Source organism: Pseudomonas syringae (genome assembly GCF_023278085.1).
Taxonomy (GTDB): domain Bacteria; phylum Pseudomonadota; class Gammaproteobacteria; order Pseudomonadales; family Pseudomonadaceae; genus Aquipseudomonas; species Aquipseudomonas syringae_Q.
On sequence record NZ_CP066265.1, the window covers coordinates 2,571,908 to 2,592,498 of the forward strand.

General features: G+C 63.2%; 2 protein-coding genes (1 of these 2 cut by a window edge). Both read left to right on the forward strand.

All coding sequences use genetic code 11. The features are described from left to right. Positions 1 to 9,498: a non-ribosomal peptide synthetase gene (locus I9H07_RS11490; protein ID WP_236423947.1), complete on the forward strand. Its 9,498-nt coding sequence runs from the start codon at positions 1 to 3 to the stop codon at positions 9,496 to 9,498. Beyond that, on the forward strand, positions 9,495 to 20,591 hold the 5' portion of the coding sequence (locus I9H07_RS11495) for a non-ribosomal peptide synthetase (protein WP_283107549.1). It continues 6,735 nt past the right edge of the window; 11,097 of the gene's 17,832 nt are visible here — the first part of the coding sequence; its start codon is at positions 9,495 to 9,497; its stop codon lies beyond the right edge, outside the window. Before I9H07_RS11490 ends, I9H07_RS11495 begins: the two co-directional genes overlap by 4 nt.

The window sequence follows — 20,591 nt, forward strand, 5'->3', positions numbered from 1 at the left end:
ATGCTCGCCTCAGCCGCCGCACACTTCCCTCTGACCGCCGCACAGCGTGATGTCTGGCTCGACCAGATCAGCCGTGGTGATTCTCCCCTGTACAACATCGGCGGCTACATGGATGTTGACGGTCCACTGGACGCGGCGACCTTGCAGCGTGCTCTGGACCTGCTGGTTGCGACGCATGAAGGTTTGCGCACTGTGTTGCTGCCCGGTGCCGGGGCGGACGGTCTGCCGCTTCAGACGTATGTGGCCAGCATGCCCATGCCATTGGCGTTGCATGACTTCAGCGATCACGAGCAGCCCGAGCTGGCCGCTCAGGCGCTGGTGATCGAGCAGATGCGTCGTCCGTATGTGTTCGATGGCAGTCCGTTACTCGGCTTCAGCCTCATTCGCCTGGCTGCGGACCACTATTGGCTGGCCAGTCAGGCCCATCACCTGATTCTGGATGGCTGGGGCTTCGGGCAGATGATGCAGTCGCTGGGGGACATTTACTCGGCCTTGATGCACGGCGACAGCCCGGTATTCGAAGCGCCACGCTACAGCGACTTTATCGAAGAAGATGCACGCTATCAGGCGTCCGAGCGCTACCTGCGCGACAAGCACTACTGGCTGGAAAAATACCGCAATTTGCCGGAGCCACTGTTGGTCTCCCGTTATCACAATCGGCGGATGACGGATCCGGCGCCTGCACATGCCTGCGTGCAGGCTTTCCCGGAAGCTCTGCATGTGCGTATGAAACAGTTTGCCGGACAGCAGGGTGCTTCGACATTCCACGTATTGCTGGCGGTGTTGCATGTCTACTTCACCCGCACCACGCAGCGTGAAGAATGGGTGGTCGGCCTGCCGTTGCTCAATCGCACCGGGGCGCGATTCAAGGCAACCCTGGGCCATTTCGTGCAGGTCAGCGCGGTGCGCATGGCCTTTGCGCAAGGCGTGGATTTCGCGACGCTGGTCAGTGAAGTCCGTGACGCACTCAAGCGTGACTTCCGGCACCAGCGCTTTGCGCTGAGCGAGCTGAATCGCACACTGGGCGTATCACGCGATGAGAGGGCGCAGCTGTTCGAGGTTTCGGTGTCCTACGAACAGGAAGGTCATGATTACCGCTACGGAGCGGCTCAGGCCCGGGCTGTAAAAGTCTCCAATGGTTACGAAGCCACGCCGCTGGCCATTCACATGCGCAGCAATCTGAACAGCGACGAGGCCTCGCTGCACATGGTTCACCATCGCGCGTGGGTCAGTGACGCCGAGGCCGAGGCCATTGCCGCGCGTCTGCTGTCGATACTGGAGCAGGGCCTGGAAAATCCCGCGTTGCAGGTCAAAGACTTTGATCTGCTGACACACGCCGAGCGACTTGACGTTCAGCAATGGAACGCCACGGCGATGGACGCTGGCAAAGAACAACTGATTCATCGGCGTATCGAGCAACAGGCGCGCTTGCGCCCGGACACGCTCGCCGCCGTGCATCAAGGGCAATCGCTGACGTATGCGCAGCTCAATCGTCAGGCCAATGCGCTGGCGCTGCGCCTTATCGAGGCGGGCGTACGCCCGGACGACCGCGTCGCCGTGGTTTCCCGGCGCAGCCTGCAAACCTTGGTGGGGCTGCTGGCCACGCTCAAGGCCGGCGCAGCTTACGTGCCCATTGACCCGTCCCATCCCCGCGAGCGTCTGACCTATCTGCTGACGGACAGCGCCCCGGTTGCGGTGCTGACGCTCTCAGCGCTGGTCGAACGTCTGCCGTCATTGACGGTGCCGCTGATCGAACTGGATCACTGCCTTGACGCTTCGGGTAGCGACAGCAACCCGCAGGTGGCGGGCCTGAGCAGTGCCAATCTGGTCTATGTGATTTACACCTCCGGTTCCACCGGCCAGCCGAAGGGCGTGATGGTCGAGCACCACATGCTGGCCAATCTGGTCGACTGGCACTGCGGTGCTTTCGAGCTTGAAGCAGGCGGACACACGTCGTGCCTCGCGGGTTTCGGTTTTGACGCCATGGCCTGGGAAGTCTGGCCGACACTGTGCACGGGCGCGACGCTGCACCTGGCGCCAGTTCAAGAGGGCGGCGAAGACATCGAAGCCCTGCTGCAATGGTGGCGTGCGCAACCGCTGGACGTCAGCTTCCTGCCGACGCCGGTGGCCGAATACGCGTTCAGCCAGGCGGACGAACACCCGACCCTGCGAACCCTGTTGATCGGCGGCGACCGACTTCGCCAGTTTGCCCATAACCGTCGCTATGCGGTGGTCAACAATTACGGACCCACCGAAACCACGGTGGTCGCCACCTCCGGTCAGGTGCTGGTCAACGGCGCCCTGCACATTGGCCGGCCCATCGCCAATACCTGCGTATACGTGCTGGATGAGCACTTGCAACCCATGCCGGTGGGCATCAGCGGTGAACTGTACATCGGTGGTTCGGGTGTCGCCCGTGGTTATCTGAACCAGCCACAACTGACCGACCAGCGCTTCATCGCCGACCCGTTCAGCGATCAGCCACAGGCGCGCATGTACCGCAGCGGTGACCTGGTGCGCTGGAACGCCGACGGCACGCTGGATTATCTGGGCCGCAATGACGATCAGGTGAAGATTCGCGGCATGCGTATCGAACTGGGCGAAATCGAGGCCGCGCTGGCCCTTCAGGACGGGGTGCAGGACGCCGTGGTGCTGGTTCGTGATCTGCACCTGCTGGCCTGGTTCACCGAAACCTCAGCGGTCGATACCGATGCCTTGCGCCATGCACTGCGCGCGATACTGCCGGGTTACATGGTGCCACGCGCCTTTACTCGTCTCGACTCACTGCCATTGACCGGCCATGGCAAACTCGATCGCCGGGCGCTGCCAGACCCGGACCCTGCGTACCTGCTTGGTCACGCCTATGAAGCGCCAAAGGGTGACGCAGAAGTGGCCATGGCCGCCATCTGGGCAGATGTGCTCGGCGTTGAGCGGGTAGGGCGGCACGATAACTTCTTTGAGCTGGGCGGCCATTCGTTGCTGGCCGTCAACCTGGTCGAGCAACTGCGCAAGGCAGGCTTGAAAGCCGACGTCCATGCGCTGCTGGCCCAGCCGACCCTCGCTGCACTGGCCGCTTGCGAGGGTTTCCGCCAAGCGCTGCAAGTACCGGCCAATGCGGTGCCGGCAGGCGCTACGCGGATCATTCCGGAGATGCTGACGCTGGTAAGCCTCGATCAGCCGGAAATCGATCGCATCGTCGCCAGCGTGCCGGGCGGTGCGGCCAATGTGCAGGAAATCTATCCGCTGGCACCGCTGCAGGAAGGCATTCTCTATCACCACCTGACCGCCGAGCAGGGCGATCCGTACCTGCTGCAATGGCGTCTGGCGTTCGACAGCCCGGAGCGCCTGCACGCCTGGGCCAGCGCGCTGCAAAAGGTCATCGACCGCCACGACATTCTGCGCACCTCGATTGTCTGGGAGGGCCTGGAAAACCCGCTGCAAGTGGTCTGGCGACAGGCCGAACTGGCGGTGCAAGCGATCAGCATAGAACCCGCCGCGACCGACATGACGACCATCGAGCGTCTGCAACAACGATTCGACGCCCGCCACCATCGCCTTGATCTGGCTCAGGCACCGTTGATGCGTCTGGTGCACGCCGATGACCCGTCCAGCGGTGAGGTGACTGCGATTCTGCTGTTCCATCATCTGGTGCTGGACAACACCGCCATGGAACTGGTCAGCCGCGAAATGCAGGCGTTGCTGTCCGATCAGCCTGACGCCCTGACGACGCCAGTGCCATATCGCAACTATGTTGCGCAGGTACGCCTGAGCAATGACAACGCTGCCCACGAGGCTTTTTTCAGCGAAATGCTCGGCGATGTCGACGAACCGACCTTGCCGTTCGGTGTGCAGGATGTGCGTGACGATGGTAGCGCGATCGACGAGGATCGCCGCACGCTCGATAACGCGCTGGCCTCACGTCTGCGTGAGCAGGCCCGGCAACTGGGCGCAAGCGCAGCCAGCCTGATGCATGTCGCCTGGGCGCGGGTGCTGGGTGTGCTGGCCAACCGCAGTGACGTCGTGTTCGGCACTGTGCTGCTGGGACGCATGAGCGGCGAAGGCGCTGAGCGCACGCTCGGTGTCTTCATCAATACCTTGCCTCTGCGGGTCGATACCGCAGATGACGCCCGTGCAGCGGTAAAGTCGACTCATGCGCGGCTGACCGCGCTGATTGCCCATGAACACGCATCGCTGGTACTCGCCCAGGGCTGCAGCGCGGTGGCGGCAGGTTCGCCGCTGTTCAGCGCATTGCTCAACTACCGCCACAGCGCTGATGTGCGACCGCATGACGGTGAAGGTCCCTGGCAGGGCGTTCGTATGCTCGGCGGCGATGTACGCAGCAATTACCCGCTGACGCTCAGCGTCGATGACATGGGCGAAAGCTTCGATCTGCATGTACTGGCCGTGCAAGGCATGGGCGCAGAGCGTATCGCTGGCTGGATGATCAACGCGCTCCGGCATCTGGTCGAGACGCTGGAGCAGGCACAGCCGCTCACGCTGCACAGTGTTTCAATCCTCGACGCTGAAGAGCGCAGCCAGTTGCTGGTCGATTTCAACGCCAGTGAACAGACTTTTGCGCACACCCTGACCGTGCATGCACTGATCGAAGCGCAGGCGGCGAATAGCCCGCAAAACCCTGCGGTCATTCAGGGTGAGCAGGTGCTGAGTTACGCGGAACTCAATCAGCAGGCCAATCGTCTGGCTCATCATCTGATGGGGCTCGGCGTGACGCCTGATGAGCGAGTCGCTCTGTGCCTGCATCGTGGTCCGCAGCGGCTGATTGCCATGCTCGCGGTACTCAAGGCCGGTGCTGCCTATGTGCCGGTAGATCCGGCTTACCCTGCAGAGCGCATCGCTTATCTGTTGCAGGACAGCGCGCCCCGCGTGGTGCTCACCGAGACCGCCACATTGGAACTGGTTGGTGATACCCGCCAGTTGAATATCCAGCAGGCCGACTGGCACCTGCACGCCGAGGCCAACCCTTATGTACCGGGCCTCGACGAGCATGATCTGGCCTACGTCATCTACACCTCCGGCTCGACCGGCCAGCCGAAGGGCGTAATGGTCGAACACTGCACGCTGGCCAATCTGGTTCACTGGCACTGTAAGGCATTCGATCTGCACGCGGGCAGTCACACCGCCAGCGTGGCGGGTTTCGGCTTCGACGCGATGGCCTGGGAAGTCTGGCCAGCGCTGTGTGCCGGTGCGGTGCTGCATCTGCCACCTGCCGACATCGGCAACGAAAATGTCGACGAACTGCTTGACTGGTGGCTGGAACAACCGCTTCAGGTCAGCTTCCTGCCAACGCCGGTGGCCGAACAGGCCTTGCGCCGGCCGCGCCAGCACCCGACGCTGCGCACACTGCTGATCGGCGGCGACCGCTTGCGCCAGTTCGATACCGACCCGGGCTTTGCCGTTATCAATAACTATGGCCCGACCGAAACCACCGTGGTCGCCACCTCGGGAGCGGTCCTGCCCGGCGGTGCTCTGGACATCGGTCGACCCGTCGCCAATACCCGTGTGTATGTGCTCGATGAACAGCTGCATCCTGTGCCGGTGGGTGTCATCGGCGAGCTGTATATCGGTGGCGAAGGCGTGGCTCGCGGCTACCTGAATCGGCCGCAGATGACCGAACAACGTTTTGTCGCCGATCCGTTCAGCGAAAAGGCGCAGGCGCGCATGTACCGCAGCGGCGACCTGGTGCGCTGGAATGCCGACGGCACGCTGGACTATCTGGGCCGCAACGACGACCAGGTGAAGATTCGCGGCATGCGCATCGAACTGGGCGAAATCGAAGCGGCGCTGGCCGGTCAGGCCGAAGTCAACGACGCGGTGGTGCTGGTGCGCGGTGAGCGCTTGCTGGCGTGGTACACCGAAAACACCGCTGTCGAGCCTGAAGCGCTGCGCCAGGCACTCCGCGAGCGGCTGCCGGCCTACATGGTGCCGCTGGCATTTACGCGGCTGGATGCGTTACCGCTGACCAGTCACGGCAAGCTTGATCGCCGCGCCTTGCCAGACCCTGACCTGCAGGAACTGACCGCGCAGGCCTATGAAACGCCACAGGGCGACGTCGAAATCCTTATGGCTGAGCTTTGGGCGCAGGTGCTGGGCCTGGAAAAAGTCGGCCGTCATGACAACTTCTTTGAACTGGGCGGTCATTCGCTGCTGGCGGTCAGCCTCGTCGAGCGTCTGCGCACTGCCGGTCTGAGTGTCGACGTGCGGGTGCTGCTGGGTCAGCCCACCGTCGCAGCACTGGCGGCATCGGTGGGCAGCGGTCGCGAGATCGTCGCACCGCTGAACCGTGTTCCGAGCGGCTGCACATACATCACCCCTGAGCTGTTGAGCCTGACGCAGCTCGATCAGCCGACCATCGACCGGATTGTCGCCAGCGTGCCGGGCGGCGCGGCCAATGTGCAGGAAATCTATCCGCTGGCACCGCTCCAGGAGGGCATTCTCTATCACCACCTGACCGCTGAGCAGGGCGACCCGTATCTGCTGCAATTGCGCCTCAACGTTGACAGCCTGGAGCGCCTGAGTGCAGTGGCCGATGCCCTGCGCAAAGTCATTGCACGGCATGACAGCTTGCGTACTGCCGTGGTCTGGGAAGGTCTTGAAACACCGCAGCAGGTCGTATTGCGCAAGGCCGATCTGGTGGTCGAGCGCGTGCCCCTTGCGCAGATCGACGCCGAAGCAGGCTCGGCACGCATGGAGTTGAGTCGCGCACCACTGATCCGTCTGGTCTACAGCCCGGACGGAGTAGGACAGGGGCTGGCGGCGACGCTGCTGTTCCACCATATCGTGGTGGACGCTACGTCGCTGCAAGTGATGCGCGAGGAAATGCTCGCCCACCTGCGCGGCGAACCCGGCCCTGTGCAGCCTGCCGTGCCTTACCGCAACTATGTGGCGCAGGCACGTCTGGGGGTCAGCGAAGCAGAGCACGAAGCGTATTTCCGTGAACAACTGGGGGATATCGATGAACCGACCCTGCCGTTCGGCCTGCTCGATGTGCAGGGGGATGGCCGCTCGATAGAGGAAGCGCAACAGCTGTTGCCCGACGACGTGTTACGGCGTTTGCGCAGCCAGGCCCGGCAACTGGGTGTCAGCGTCGCCAGCCTGCTGCACGTGGCCTGGGGCCGAGTACTGGCGGCCGCGACCGGCCATGAACGCGTGGTGTTCGGCACGGTTTTGCTGGGCCGCTTGCAAGGCGGAGCCGGTGCTGACCGTGGCATGGGGATGTTCATCAATACCCTGCCGTTGCGCATCGATCTGCAGGAGGTCGGCGTGCGCGATGCCGCGCGCGCCACTCACGCCCGTCTGGCCGCGCTGCTGGGGCACGAACACGCCTCGCTGGCTCAGGCTCAGCGCTGGAGCGGGGTGGCCGCGCCACTGCCGTTGTTCAGCGCGATTCTCAACTACCGGCATGCTGCCGGTCAGGCGCGACAGGATGCACAGCAGGGCGCGTGGCACGGGCTGGAAATTCTCGCCAGCGAGAAGCACACCAACTATCCCTTGAGCCTCAACGTTGATGATCTGGGCGACAGACTGCGCCTCAGCGTTACGGTGCCGCCGCAGATGGGCGCGCAGCGTATCTGTGGCTATGTGCAACAGACACTGACCGCGCTGGTCGACGCACTGGAGTCCCGCCCCGATCTGCCGCTGCAACGCCTGCCGGTGCTGGACGCCGACGAGCGCCAGCGTCTGTTGGTCGAATTCAATGCCACTACGGTTCATCACGATCTGCAGCAAACCCTGCAAGGGCTGTTCGAAGCGCAGGTTTGCCGCACGCCGCAGGCGGTTGCGCTGCGTGCCGGGCGCTCGCAGTTGAGCTATCGACAGCTCAACGAGCAGGCTAACGGCCTGGCTCACCACCTGATCAGTCTGGGCGTAAAACCCGACGACCGCGTGGCAATCTGTGTCGAGCGCGGCGTGTCGATGGTGGTTGGCCTGCTGGCCATCCTCAAAGCCGGCGGGGCCTATGTGCCGCTTGATCCGAGCTACCCGCGCGAACGTCTCCAGTACATGCTCAACGACAGCGCTCCGGTCGCGTTGCTGATGCACGCCGCCACGCGCGCCCTGATCGATGATCAGCGTACCGCCCGGATCGATCTGGACACCCCTGGCTGGGACCCGCAGCGCATCGAAAACCCGCGTATTCAGGGCCTCACGCCGAACCATCTTGCGTACGTGATCTACACCTCGGGCTCCACCGGAACGCCCAAAGGCGTGATGGTCGAGCATCGCGGCGTGAGCAACCTTGTGCAGTGGAGTTCACTGCTGTGCCCACCGAACGCCGCTACTGCGCTGCTGCAAAAAACGCCGATCAGCTTCGACGCCTCGGTCTGGGAGATTTTCTGGCCGCTGAGCAGCGGCATTCCACTGGTGCTGGCGCGTCCTGACGGTCAGCGCGATCCGGCCTATCTGGCGCAGGTGATCCAGGAGCGCCAGATCAGCGTGGTGCAGTTCGTGCCGGCGCTGTTGCAGCAATTCATCGAGCTGCCGCACAGCTATCAATGCGCCAGCCTGACCGACATTGTCTGCGGCGGTGGCGAGTTGACTGCCGCACTCGCCGCAAAAGTCCGCCAGCGTTTGCCGCAGGTGCGCCTGCATAACGTCTATGGCCCGACCGAAACCACAGTAGATTGCAGCGTCTGGACGCTGGAGCCCGAGCAGCCGGTGCCGCAAGGCCCGTTACCCATCGGTCGGCCGATCAGCAACACGCGTCTGTATGTGCTGGATGCCTATGACCAACCGGTACCGCAGGGCGTGATCGGTCAGTTGCACATCGGCGGCAGCGGCGTGACGCGTGGCTACCTGAACCTGCCGCAGGCAGATGCCGAACGCTTCATCGCCAACCCATTCGTGACGGGCGACCGCCTGTACCGCAGTGGCGATCTGGTGCGCCAGCGCGAGGACGGCAGCCTCGAATTCCTCGGTCGCAATGACGATCAGGTGAAAATTCACGGTCTGCGCATCGAACCGGGCGATATCGAGTCCTGCCTGGTTGCTCACCCGGCGATTCAACAGGCAGTGGTGCTGGTCCGCGATGAAGCACCGGGCGGTCAGCGACTGGTGGCCTGGTACACCGGCACGCGACTGTCGGTCGAAACACTGCGCGATGCAGTGCGTGCGCAATTGCCCGATTACATGGTGCCCGCCGTGTTTGTGCATCTGGACGCCATGCCACTGAGCCCCAACGGCAAGCTTGATCGCAAGGCCTTGCCTGCGCCGGGCACCGACGCCCTCGCGACGCGGCCTTACGAAGCGCCGGAAGGCGAGACCGAAACCCTGCTGGCAAGACTCTGGAGCGACCTGCTCGGGGTCGAGCAGGTTGGCCGGCATGACAACTTTTTCGAACTGGGCGGCCATTCGCTGCTGGCGGTAAGCCTGACGGCGCGCCTGCGCCAGGAAGGTATCGAGGCCGATGTCCGGGCGCTCTTCGAACACCCCACGCTGGCAGGCTACGCAGCTATCACAGAGAACATGGAGATTACCCTGTGAGCATCAACGAACTCTTGGCAACACTGAAAGCCCACGAGATCCACTTGACGGTCAAGGACGGACAACTGGTGGTGCAGGGCAACCGTCGTGCGCTGACCGACAACGGCCTGCTGGATCACCTGCGCGAGCATAAACCTGCGTTGATCGAGCTGATCGGGCAGGGTCAATACCTGACCGGCAAGCGCGCGGCGCTGGTGTTGCCAGCCAACGGCATCGCACCGAGCTGCACCCGTATCACGCCCGAGATGCTGACGCTGGTGCAACTGGATCAAGACGCGATTGACCGTCTGGTCTACTCGATCCCTGGCGGTGCCGCCAACGTGCAGGACATCTACCCGCTGGCGCCATTGCAGCAAGGTATTTTGTACCACCACGTTACCGCGACCCAGGGCGACCCGTATGTGATGCACGTACAGTTCGCTTTCGCTGATCGCGAGCGTCTGCTGGCCTTCGCCGAGGGCATGCAAACGGTCATTACCCGGCATGACATTCTGCGCACTTCGGTGCATTGGGAGGGGCTTGAAACCCCGGTGCAGGTGGTCTGGCGTCAGGCGCAACTGCAAGTCGATACCTTGCCGAGCGCTGCAGGCATCACCCTGAATCTTGGTCAGGCGCCGTTGATGCGGCTGATCTGCATCGAGTCGTCGAGCAATGAGCGGGTACAGGCCACGCTGCTGTTTCATCACATTGCCATGGACCACAGCGCGCTCGAAGTGGTGCGCCAGGAAATACAGGCTTGCCTGTCAGGCCATGCCGAATCGCTCGGCGTACCGGTGCCGTTTCGCAATTACGTGGGGCAGGCGCTGCTGGGCGTCAGCGAGGAGGAGCACGAAGGCTTTTTCCGCGACATGCTTGGCGACCTCGACGAACCGACGCTGGCCTACGATCTGCAAGACCTGAGCGGCGATGGCGACCGCGTCGAAGAACACAGCCTGACCCTGGATCTGGCACTGTGCCAAGGCTTGCGCGCCCAGGCACGCGCCCTTAGCGTGAGTGTCGCCAGCCTGTTTCATCTGGGCTGGGCGCGTGTGCTGGCAGGCCTGACCGGCCGCCAGCGCGTGGTGTTCGGCACGGTGCTGATGGGCCGTTTGCTGGGCGCCGAGGCGACCGAGCGCGCCTTGGGTATCTTCATCAACACCTTGCCATTGCGCATCAATCTGGACGATCAGGACGTGCGCGCTGCGGTGCGGGCGACGCATGTACGCCTGACCACCCTGATGCGCCATGAACACGCGCCACTGGCGCTGGCCCAGCGCTGCAGCGGCGTTACCGCACCGACGCCGTTGTTCAACGCACTGCTCAATTATCGTCACAGCTCGCCGAGCCATGCCTCTGGCGAAACCTGGCAAGGCATCGAGGTGCTGCACGCCGAGGAACGCAGCAACTACCCGCTGGTGGTGAGCGTCGACGATCTGGGCGAAGCGTTCGGCTTGACGGCGCAAACCAGCCCCGGCATCGATCCGCAACGCATCTGCGGCTACCTGCAACGGACGATGCAAGCGTTGCTCGACGCCCTGGAGCAGGCACCGCAGACCCCGGTCGATCAACTCGGCATCGTGCCCGCCAGCGAGCGCGCGCAATTGCTGGGTGATTTCAATAATCAGCGTGCCGAGTATCAGCGTGAACTGACGATCCATCAGCGCATCGAGCAACAGGCCGCGCAGCGCCCCGACGCCATCGCCGCGCAAGTGGGCGAGCAACGCCTGAGCTATGGCGAGCTGAATCAGCGCGCCAACAGTCTGGCGCATTATCTGATCAGCCTGGGCGTGCGCATCGATGATCGCGTGGCGGTGGTGGCGCGCCGAGGCCTGGAAACACTGGTCGGCCTGCTGGCGGTATTGAAAGCCGGAGCAGGCTACGTGCCGGTCGACCCGGCACACCCGGACGAGCGCATTGCCTATCTGCTCGCCGACAGCGCGCCGGTTGCCATATTGACCCAAGCGTCGTTGCTGGAACGTCTTCAGGGCCTGTCTGCGGGGGAGACAACAGCCCCGTTGATCGATCTTGAACACGCGCACTGGCCAGAACAGCAGAGCAATCCGCAAGTCGACGGGCTGAACTCGTCGCATCTGGTTTACGTCATCTACACCTCCGGCTCCACCGGCCAGCCCAAAGGCGTGATGGTCGAACACCGGACACTGAACAATCTGGTGGACTGGCACTGTCGGGCATTCGATCTGCACGCTGGCAGCCACACCGCCAGTGTGGCGGGCTTCGGTTTCGATGCTATGGCCTGGGAAGTCTGGCCCGCCCTGTGCGCTGGCGCGACCCTGCACCTGCCACCTGCTGAAATCGGCAATGAACAGCTTGATGCGCTGCTCGACTGGTGGCTGGCGCAGCCGCTGCACGTGGCTTTTCTGCCAACACCGGTCGCTGAATATGCGTTCAGCCGCGACCTGCGTCACCCGACCCTGCGCACGCTGCTGATCGGCGGCGACCGTCTGCGTCAGTTCCACCGTGATCCTGGCTTTGCCGTGATCAACAACTACGGGCCGACCGAGACCACCGTAGTGGCGACCTCGGGCCCCTTGTTGCCCAACGGCAGCCTCGACATCGGCAAGCCGATTGCCAATACCGCCGTGTACCTGCTCGACGACCAGCAGCGTCTGGTCCCGTTCGGCATTGCCGGTGAGCTGTACATCGGCGGCGACGGCGTGGCACGCGGTTATCTGAACCAGCCGCAACTGAGCGCCGAACGCTTTCTGCACGATCCGTTTGCCGATCAGCCACAGGCACGCATGTACCGCACCGGTGATCTGGCACGCTGGAACGTGGATGGCACCCTGGAATACCTGGGCCGTAACGACGATCAGGTGAAAATCCGCGGCGTGCGCATCGAACTGGGTGAAATCGAAAGCCAGTTCAGCCAATTGCCAGGCATCGAAGAAGCGCTGGTGCTGGCCCGCGAAGATCAGCCGGGACAGCCGCGACTGGTGGGTTACTTCACCGAGCGCGCCGACGCGCCGCCTTGCACCGTGGACCAACTGCGTAGCGCACTGCTGGCCCGCCTGCCAGCCTATATGGTGCCCAGCGCACTGGTGCGTCTGGACGCCTGGCCGCTGACGGCCAACGGCAAGGTTGACCGCCGCGCTTTGCCCGTACCCGACCGCGACGCGCTGTCGACGGGCGAATACCAGGCGCCGCAAGGTGAGCTGGAAACAGCACTTGCCAGCCTCTGGAGCGAATTGCTGCAGGTCGAGCGAGTGGGGCGCGACGACCGCTTCTTCGAGCTGGGCGGCCATTCTCTGCTGGCGATGCGCATGGTCTCTCAAGTGCGCCAGCGTCTGTCACTGGAGCTGGCGCTGGGCGAACTGTTCGCCGACAGCTCGCTGAGCGCCGTGGCGCGTTGCCTGGCCGCTGCCGGTCGCAGTCAGTTACCTGCCATTGACGTGCAGCCCCGCAGCGGGCCGGTGCCACTGTCTTCTGCGCAGCAGCGGATCTGGTTCATGGCGCAGATGGAAGATGCCAACAGCGCTTACAACATTTCGTTGGGCCTTAAACTGAGCGGTCCGCTGGACAGCCGAGCCCTGAAGCGTGCGCTGGAACGCATTGTGGCCCGCCACGACAGCCTGCGCAGCCGCTTCAGCCAGGAAGACGATAACGCCTGGGTGCAGGCGGCGTCCGTCAGCGAAATACCGGACATCCGCTGGCAGGATTTGCGCGGTCAGGACGCAGATGCCTTACGCGCGGTAGTCAAGGAAGAAGCCGCGCAGCCCTTCGATCTGCGCCACGACCTGCCGATTCGCGGTCGTTTGCTGTGCCTGGCCGAAGACCATCACGTATTGCTGCTGACCGTGCACCATATTGTTGCCGACGGTTGGTCGCTGGGTGTGCTGACCCGCGAACTGACCGCGCTGTATCAGGCGTTCAGTCAGGGGCTGGACGATCCGTTGCCCGCGCTGGCGCTGCAGTATGGCGATTACGCCGTGTGGCAACGTCACTGGCTGGACGCCGAACGGCTGAGCCATCAGGCCGATTACTGGCAGCAGGCGCTGGCAGGTGCACCGGTCTTGCTGACGTTGCCTACCGACCGTCCACGTCCTGCGCATCAGGACTACACCGGCGCCAGCGTCGCGCTGAATCTGGATGCGCGTCTGAGCGCCGACCTCAGGACCTTCTGCCAGGCGCAGTCGGTAACACCGTTCATGCTGTTCATGGGCGCCTGGGCGGTATTGCTGGCGCGGTTGTCCGGCCAGGAAGAGGTCGTCGTCGGCATGCCGGTTGCCAACCGCCGCCGTGCCGAAATCGAAGGCTTGATCGGTCTGTTCGTCAATACCCTGGCCGTGCGTATCGATACGTCGGACGAACCGGATGCCGTGACGCTGCTGGCCCGCATCAAGGCCCGCGTAGTGGAAGCGCAGGACCATCAGGACCTGCCTTTCGAACAAGTGGTGGAACGCCTGCGACCGCCCCGCAGCCTGGCGCATAGCCCGTTATTCCAGGCATCACTGACCTGGGATGGCAGCCAGGGGCTGGATTTGCAACTGGGGGATCTGCTGCTGGAGCCGCTGGAGGAGCAGGCCGCGTTCGCAAAATTCGACCTGGCGCTGAGCGTCGGCGACAGCGCTGATCATTTCCGCTGCATCGTGGAATACGCCACCGCGCTGTTTGACCGGGGCACCGTCGAACGCTATCTGGGTTATCTGGAGGCGCTACTGCGTGGCATGGTCGCCGACAGCCAGACGCGGGTGAACCACATTCCGCTCTTGTCGCAAGCCGAGCGTCGGCAGTTGACCGAAGGTTTCAATGCACCCGACATGGTTTATCCGCAAGGGCAGACCCTGCACGGCCAGTTTGAAGCGCAAGTGCAGCGCACGCCGGACGCGATTGCCGTGAGCTTTGAAGATGTATCGTGGAGCTACGCGACGCTCAACGCCCAGGCCAACAGGATCGCGCATCGCCTGATCGGCCTGGGCATCGGTGTGGATGATCGTGTCGCCATCTGCACACATCGCGGCGTGCAGATGATCGCGGGCCTGCTGGGAATTCTCAAGGCCGGTGCCGCTTATGTGCCACTGGACCCGGCTTATCCTCCGGAGCGCATTGCCTACACCCTCGACGACAGCGCGCCGGTGGCGTTATTGAGCCAGCGCTCAGTACAGGATGCCTTGCCGGTCTCGGAAGTACCGGTGATCAGTCTCGACGATGCCGATTTGCAGGACCAGTCCGACTGTAATCCGCAGGTGTCGGTAAAGCCGACGAGCCTGGCGTATGTGATCTACACCTCCGGCTCCACCGGTAAGCCCAAGGGGGTGATGATCGAACACCGCAACGTTGCGCGGCTGTTCTCCGCCACCGAAGACTGGTTCGGCTTCAACGAACAGGATGTCTGGTCGTTGTTCCATTCGTTCGCCTTCGACTTCTCGGTCTGGGAAATCTGGGGCGCGTTGCTGCACGGCGGACGTCTGTTGATCGTGCCGCAACTGGTCAGCCGCTCTCCCGAAGACTTCTACGCGCTGCTGTGCAGCGCCGGAGTCACGGTGCTCAATCAGACGCCGAGTGCGTTCCGCCAACTGATTGCTGCGCAGGGTGAAAACCCGCAGGCGCATTCGCTGCGCCAGGTGATTTTCGGCGGTGAAGCGTTGGAAACCGCGATGCTCAAGCCGTGGTATGCCCGCAACGTGAATGCCGGCACGCAACTGGTGAACATGTATGGCATCACCGAAACCACCGTGCATGTGACCTATTACCCGGTGCAGCCTGAAGACGCCCGGCGTGTCGGCGCCAGCCCGATCGGCAAGCGCATTCCCGATTTGCAGCTGTATGTCCTCGATACTCGCGGCGAGCCGGTGCCGATGGGCGTAGTTGGCGAGCTGTATGTCGGCGGTGCCGGTGTGGCGCGCGGCTACCTGAACCGTGAAGCGCTGACGGCCGAACGTTTCCTCGACAACCCGTTCAGCCAGGCAGCAGATGCGCGTATTTACCGTACCGGTGACCTGGCTCGCTGGATGGCCGATGGCAGCCTGGAATACCTGGGCCGTAACGATGAACAAGTCAAGATTCGCGGTTTCCGTATTGAACTGGGTGAGATCGCGTCTCGCCTGAATGATCATCCGGATGTTCTCGACGCGGTGGTCGTGGCGCGCGAGGATGTGCCCGGAGACAAGCGCCTGGTTGGCTACTACACCTGCGCTGAAGACAAGACCGGGCTGGATATCGAGCAGTTGCGTACCTGGTTGTCGGGGCTGCTGCCCGAATACATGGTGCCTGCGGCCTTCGTACGGCTTGCCCGCCTGCCGGTGACGGCGAACGGCAAACTGGACCGCAAAAGCCTGCCGGCACCGGATCGCGACAGCATCGCCAGCCGCGCCTATGAAGCGCCGCAAGGTGCGATCGAAATCGCCCTGGCCAGCCTCTGGGCCGAGCTGCTGCAGGTGGAGCAGGTCGGTCGTCAGGATAATTTCTTTGAGCTGGGCGGCCACTCATTGCTCGCCGTCACCCTGATTGCGCGCATGCGTCGTCTGGACATGCGGGCCGACATTCGCGTTCTTTTTGTCCAGCCAACACTGGCGGCGCTGGCTGAGGCGGTCGGTCGCGACACCGAAATCAACGTGCCAGCCAACCTGATCGATGCGCACTGCCAGCGCATCACGCCAGAACTGCTGCCCCTGGTAGCGCTGGATCAGCCAGCCATTGACCGTATCGTCGCGCAGGTACCGGGCGGTGCCGTCAATGTGCAGGATATCTATCCGCTGGGGCCCTTGCAGACCGGCATTCTTTATCACCACCTGACCGCCGTGGGCAGCGATCCCTACCTGTTGCAGCCGCAGTTCGCGTTCGCCGATGCGTCGCGTCTGGATGCTTTTTGCCAGGCATTGCAGCGAGTGATTGAGCGCAACGATATTCTGCGCACCGCACTGTTCTGGGAAGGTTTGCAAGCGCCGGTTCAGGTGGTCTGGCGTCAGGCCCCGCTGCGCGTTCAAGAGACGGCCTTAGCCGACCTTTTCAATGCACCGCGCATGGCACTGACTCAGGCGCCGCTGCTGCATCTGGTCTACGCCCATGACCCGGACAACCAAAGGATTACCGCAGTACTGCGCTATCACCATGTGATCATGGATCATATTGCGCTCGATGTACTGAGTCATGAGTTGCAGGCCATACTGCTGGACAACGAAGCCGGGCTCGCAGCGCCCGTGCCGTACCGAAACTACATCGCCCACGTCCTGCAAGGGCCTGGCGATGACGCCCATGAAGCGTTCTTCCGCGAGCAGTTGGGCGATGTGGATGAGCCGACCTTGCCTTACGGTCTGGCAATGGCGTCCGCCGAGCAGATTCCTGGCGAGGCCAGACTCACACTGGACAGCGACCTGTGCAGTCAGGTGCGCGATCAGGCAAGGCAGTTGAGTGTCAGCGCCGCCACCTTGATGCACCTCGCCTGGGCTCAGGTACTGGGGCAGTTGTCCGGGCGCGACAGCGTGGTGTTCGGCACCGTGCTGTTCGGACGTTTGCGCGGGGGTGAAGGCGGCGAACGCGCTCTGGGTGTGTTTATCAATACCTTGCCACTGCGCATGGATCTGGGCGGGCATTGCGCGCGCAGCGCGGTGCTCGATGTCCATGCTCGTCTGGTCGGGATGCTTGCCCACGAGCATGCTCAGCTGGCGCTCGCCCAGCGATGCAGTGCCTTGCCGGCTGGCGCACCGCTGTTCAATACGTTGCTCAATTACCGGCACAGCGCCGCAGCGAAGGTCGATGACCCGGCGAGCAGCGCCGCATGGCAAGGCATCGAGGTCATCCACGCAGAAGAGCGCAGCAACTACCCGCTGACCTTGAGCGTCGATGACTTTGGCGATGATTTCGGCCTGACTGTCCAGGCTGCACCGGGTATTGAGCCGCAACGGATCTGCGTCTACGTGCAACAAGCCCTTGTCCATCTGGTGCAGGCATTGGAGCAGCAATCGGAAACAGCCCTGATCGAATCGTCCGTAGTACCGCAGGCCGAGCACGAGCAACTGTTGGCCACGTTCAACACTACCCGTCGTGACTACCCTCGCGAGCAACCCGTGCACCGCCTGTTCGAACGTCGTGCGGCGCTTCATCCGCATGCCGTCGCGGCCGTGCACGGCCGACGCTCGCTGACGTATGGCGAGTTGAACGAGCGTGCCAACCACCTTGCGCATTACCTGATGGGGCAGGGTGTACGGCCCAATGAGCATGTGGCGATTCTGCTGCCACGCTCGCTGGAACTGCTGATCAGCCAACTGGCCATCGGTAAATGCGCGGCAACCTATGTACCGCTGGATGTCAATGCGCCTGCCGAGCGGCAGCACTACATGATCGATGACTGCGGGGCGAAATTCGTATTGACGCAGAGCGCCATGTCGATTACCCCGTCCGTGCGGCGCGTCGATATGGACCAACTGCAGCTCGATGACCAGCCTGCTCACGACCCGGGCCTGCCGCAGGCTTCGGACACCGCGGCTTACGTCATGTACACCTCGGGTTCCACGGGGGCGCCAAAAGGTGTGCGCGTTGCCCATCGCGGCATTGCGCGGCTGGTGCTGAACAACGGTTACGCCGACTTCAACGAACAGGACAGCATCGCCTTTGCCTCCAATCCGGCGTTCGATGCCAGCACTATGGAAGTCTGGGGGGCCTTGCTAAACGGTGGGCAGCTGTTTGTGATCGAGCACACGACGCTGATCGACCCGGCACGTTTCAGCGCAGCCTTGCGTCACGGCAACGTCAGCGTGTTGTTTCTCACCACCGCACTGTTCAACCAGTACGTGCAACTGATTCCTGAAGCGCTCACCGGCTTGCGGCTGTTGCTCTCTGGCGGCGAGCGTGCCGATCCCGTCAGCTTCCGGGCAATGCAGGCCCAGGCACCCGGGCTGCAACTGTTGAACGCTTACGGTCCGACCGAGACGACGACCTTTGCCACCGTCTGCAATGTTCGGGTGCTGGCAGACAGCGCAGAATCAGTGCCTATCGGACGCCCCATCGGCAACACTCAGGTCTACGTACTCGATGCTCATCGACGTCTGGCACCTCTGGGTGTCATCGGCGAGTTGTTCATCGGTGGCGACGGCGTTGCCTTGGGGTATCTGAACCGTTCGGAACTGACTGAGGAGAAGTTCGTTTCCGATCCGTTCAGCGATCAGCCCGGTGCCATGATGTACCGCACTGGGGATCTGGGACGCTGGCTGGAAGACGGGCAATTGGAATGCCTGGGGCGCAACGACGATCAGGTCAAGATTCGAGGTTTCCGTATCGAGCTGGGCGAGATCGTCAATTGCCTGCACCAACTGCCGGGGATCAGGGAAGCGGTGGTTCTGGCCCGCGAGGACGAGCCGGGCAACGTGCGTCTGGTCGCCTATTTCACCAGCCAACAGGATGTGGAAGCACCCGCGCCGGAACAGATGCGTGCGCACATGCAGGCCAACCTGCCGGATTACATGGTCCCGGTAGCTTTCATCGAGCTGACCGCGCTGCCGCTGACTGCCAATGGCAAGCTGGACCGCCGTGCATTGCCGGAACCGGATCATTCGTCGCTGCTCGGCCTGGCCTACGAACCACCACAGGGTGATATTGAAGTCGCGCTGGCGCAGATCTGGGCCGAGGTGTTGCAGGTCGAGCGGGTAGGCCGCCACGATCACTTTTTCGATCTGGGCGGGCATTCCCTGCTGGCCATGCGCATGGTGTCGCAGGTTCGCCAGCAACTGGGCATGGAGTTGCCGCTCGGCGAACTCTTTGCACTGGGTGAACTGGCAGCCGTTGCTGCGGCGCTGGCCGGTGCCGGACGCAGTGAACTGTCGCTGATCCTGCCGGCGCCGCGTGACCAGTCGTTGCCACTGTCGTTTGCCCAGCAACGCTTGTGGTTCCTGGCGCAGCTTGAAGGTGGCAGCGAGGCGTACAACATCCCGCTGGCCCTGAGCCTGCGCGGCCAGCTGGATGTGACTGCGCTGACCGCCGCACTGGCGCGGATCGTCGAGCGGCACGAAACCCTGCGCAGCCGGTTCATTGCCTGCGAGGAGGGGGCCGAGGTGATCTTCACTGCGCTGCCTGGCAGCTCGCTGTTGCACATCGAGGATCTGCGTCTGCATCCGCAAACACTTGCACAGCGCGTGATGGCAGAGGCCGCAGCCCCTTTCGATCTGGCACGCGGACCGCTGATACGCGGCAGCCTGTTGCAGGTGGAGGACGAACGTCATGTGTTGTTGCTGACCGTGCACCACATCGTCGCCGACGGCTGGTCGATGGGCGTGTTGACTCGCGAGCTGTTGGCGCTGTATCCGGCGTTACGGCAGGGTAAAGGCGATCCGCTGCCCGAGCTGGCCATTCAGTACGCAGACTATGCGGTCTGGCAGCAAAGCTGGATGAGTGGCGAGCGTCTGCAACATCAGGCCGCCTACTGGCTTCAAACGCTGGACGGCGCACCGACGCTGCTGACCCTGCCCACCGACCGGCCACGTCCGGCGCAACAGGACTTTGCCGGTGCCAGCCTGGCGATCCGGCTGGATGCTCATCTGACCGCAGGCTTGCGTGCCCTGGCGCAGCGCCAGGGTGTGACGCTGTACATGACCTTGATGACCGCTTGGGGAGCGCTGCTGGCGCGTCTTTCCGGGCAGGCCGAGGTTGTGATCGGCAGCCCGATTGCGGGGCGTGGTCGCGCTGAACTGGAAGGGCTGATCGGGCTGTTCGTCAATACGCTGGCTGTGCGTATCGACACGTCTTCGGCCGCGACCGGCGAAGCCTTGCTGGCCCAGGTCAGGACTCGAGTGCTGGAGGCCCAGGATCATCAGGACCTGCCGTTCGAGCAGGTGGTGGAAATCGTGCGTCCGGCACGCAGCCTGGCGCACGCGCCGCTGTTCCAGACCACGCTCAACTGGTTGGCCGGGGATACTTCGCTGCCGGACATGGATGGATTATCGCTGGCGTTGGTCGAGCAAAGCACTCAGACCGCCAAATTCGACCTGTCGCTGAACCTCGGCGAGCACGGTGATGCGCTAGTCGGCACGCTGGACTACGCAACGGCGCTGTTCGATGAAGCGACGGTGAAACGCTACTGCGGCTATTTCGAGCAGTTGCTGCACGCGCTGGTGAACAACGAGCAGGTAGCGATCGACCAGATAACGCTGGTGGGCGAGCAGGAA

Excerpts from the sequence above, each read along its gene's own strand:
- I9H07_RS11490 (WP_236423947.1), top strand. The coding sequence starts at position 1 with ATGCTCGCCTCAGCCGCCGCACACTTCCCTCTGACCGCCGCACAGCGT.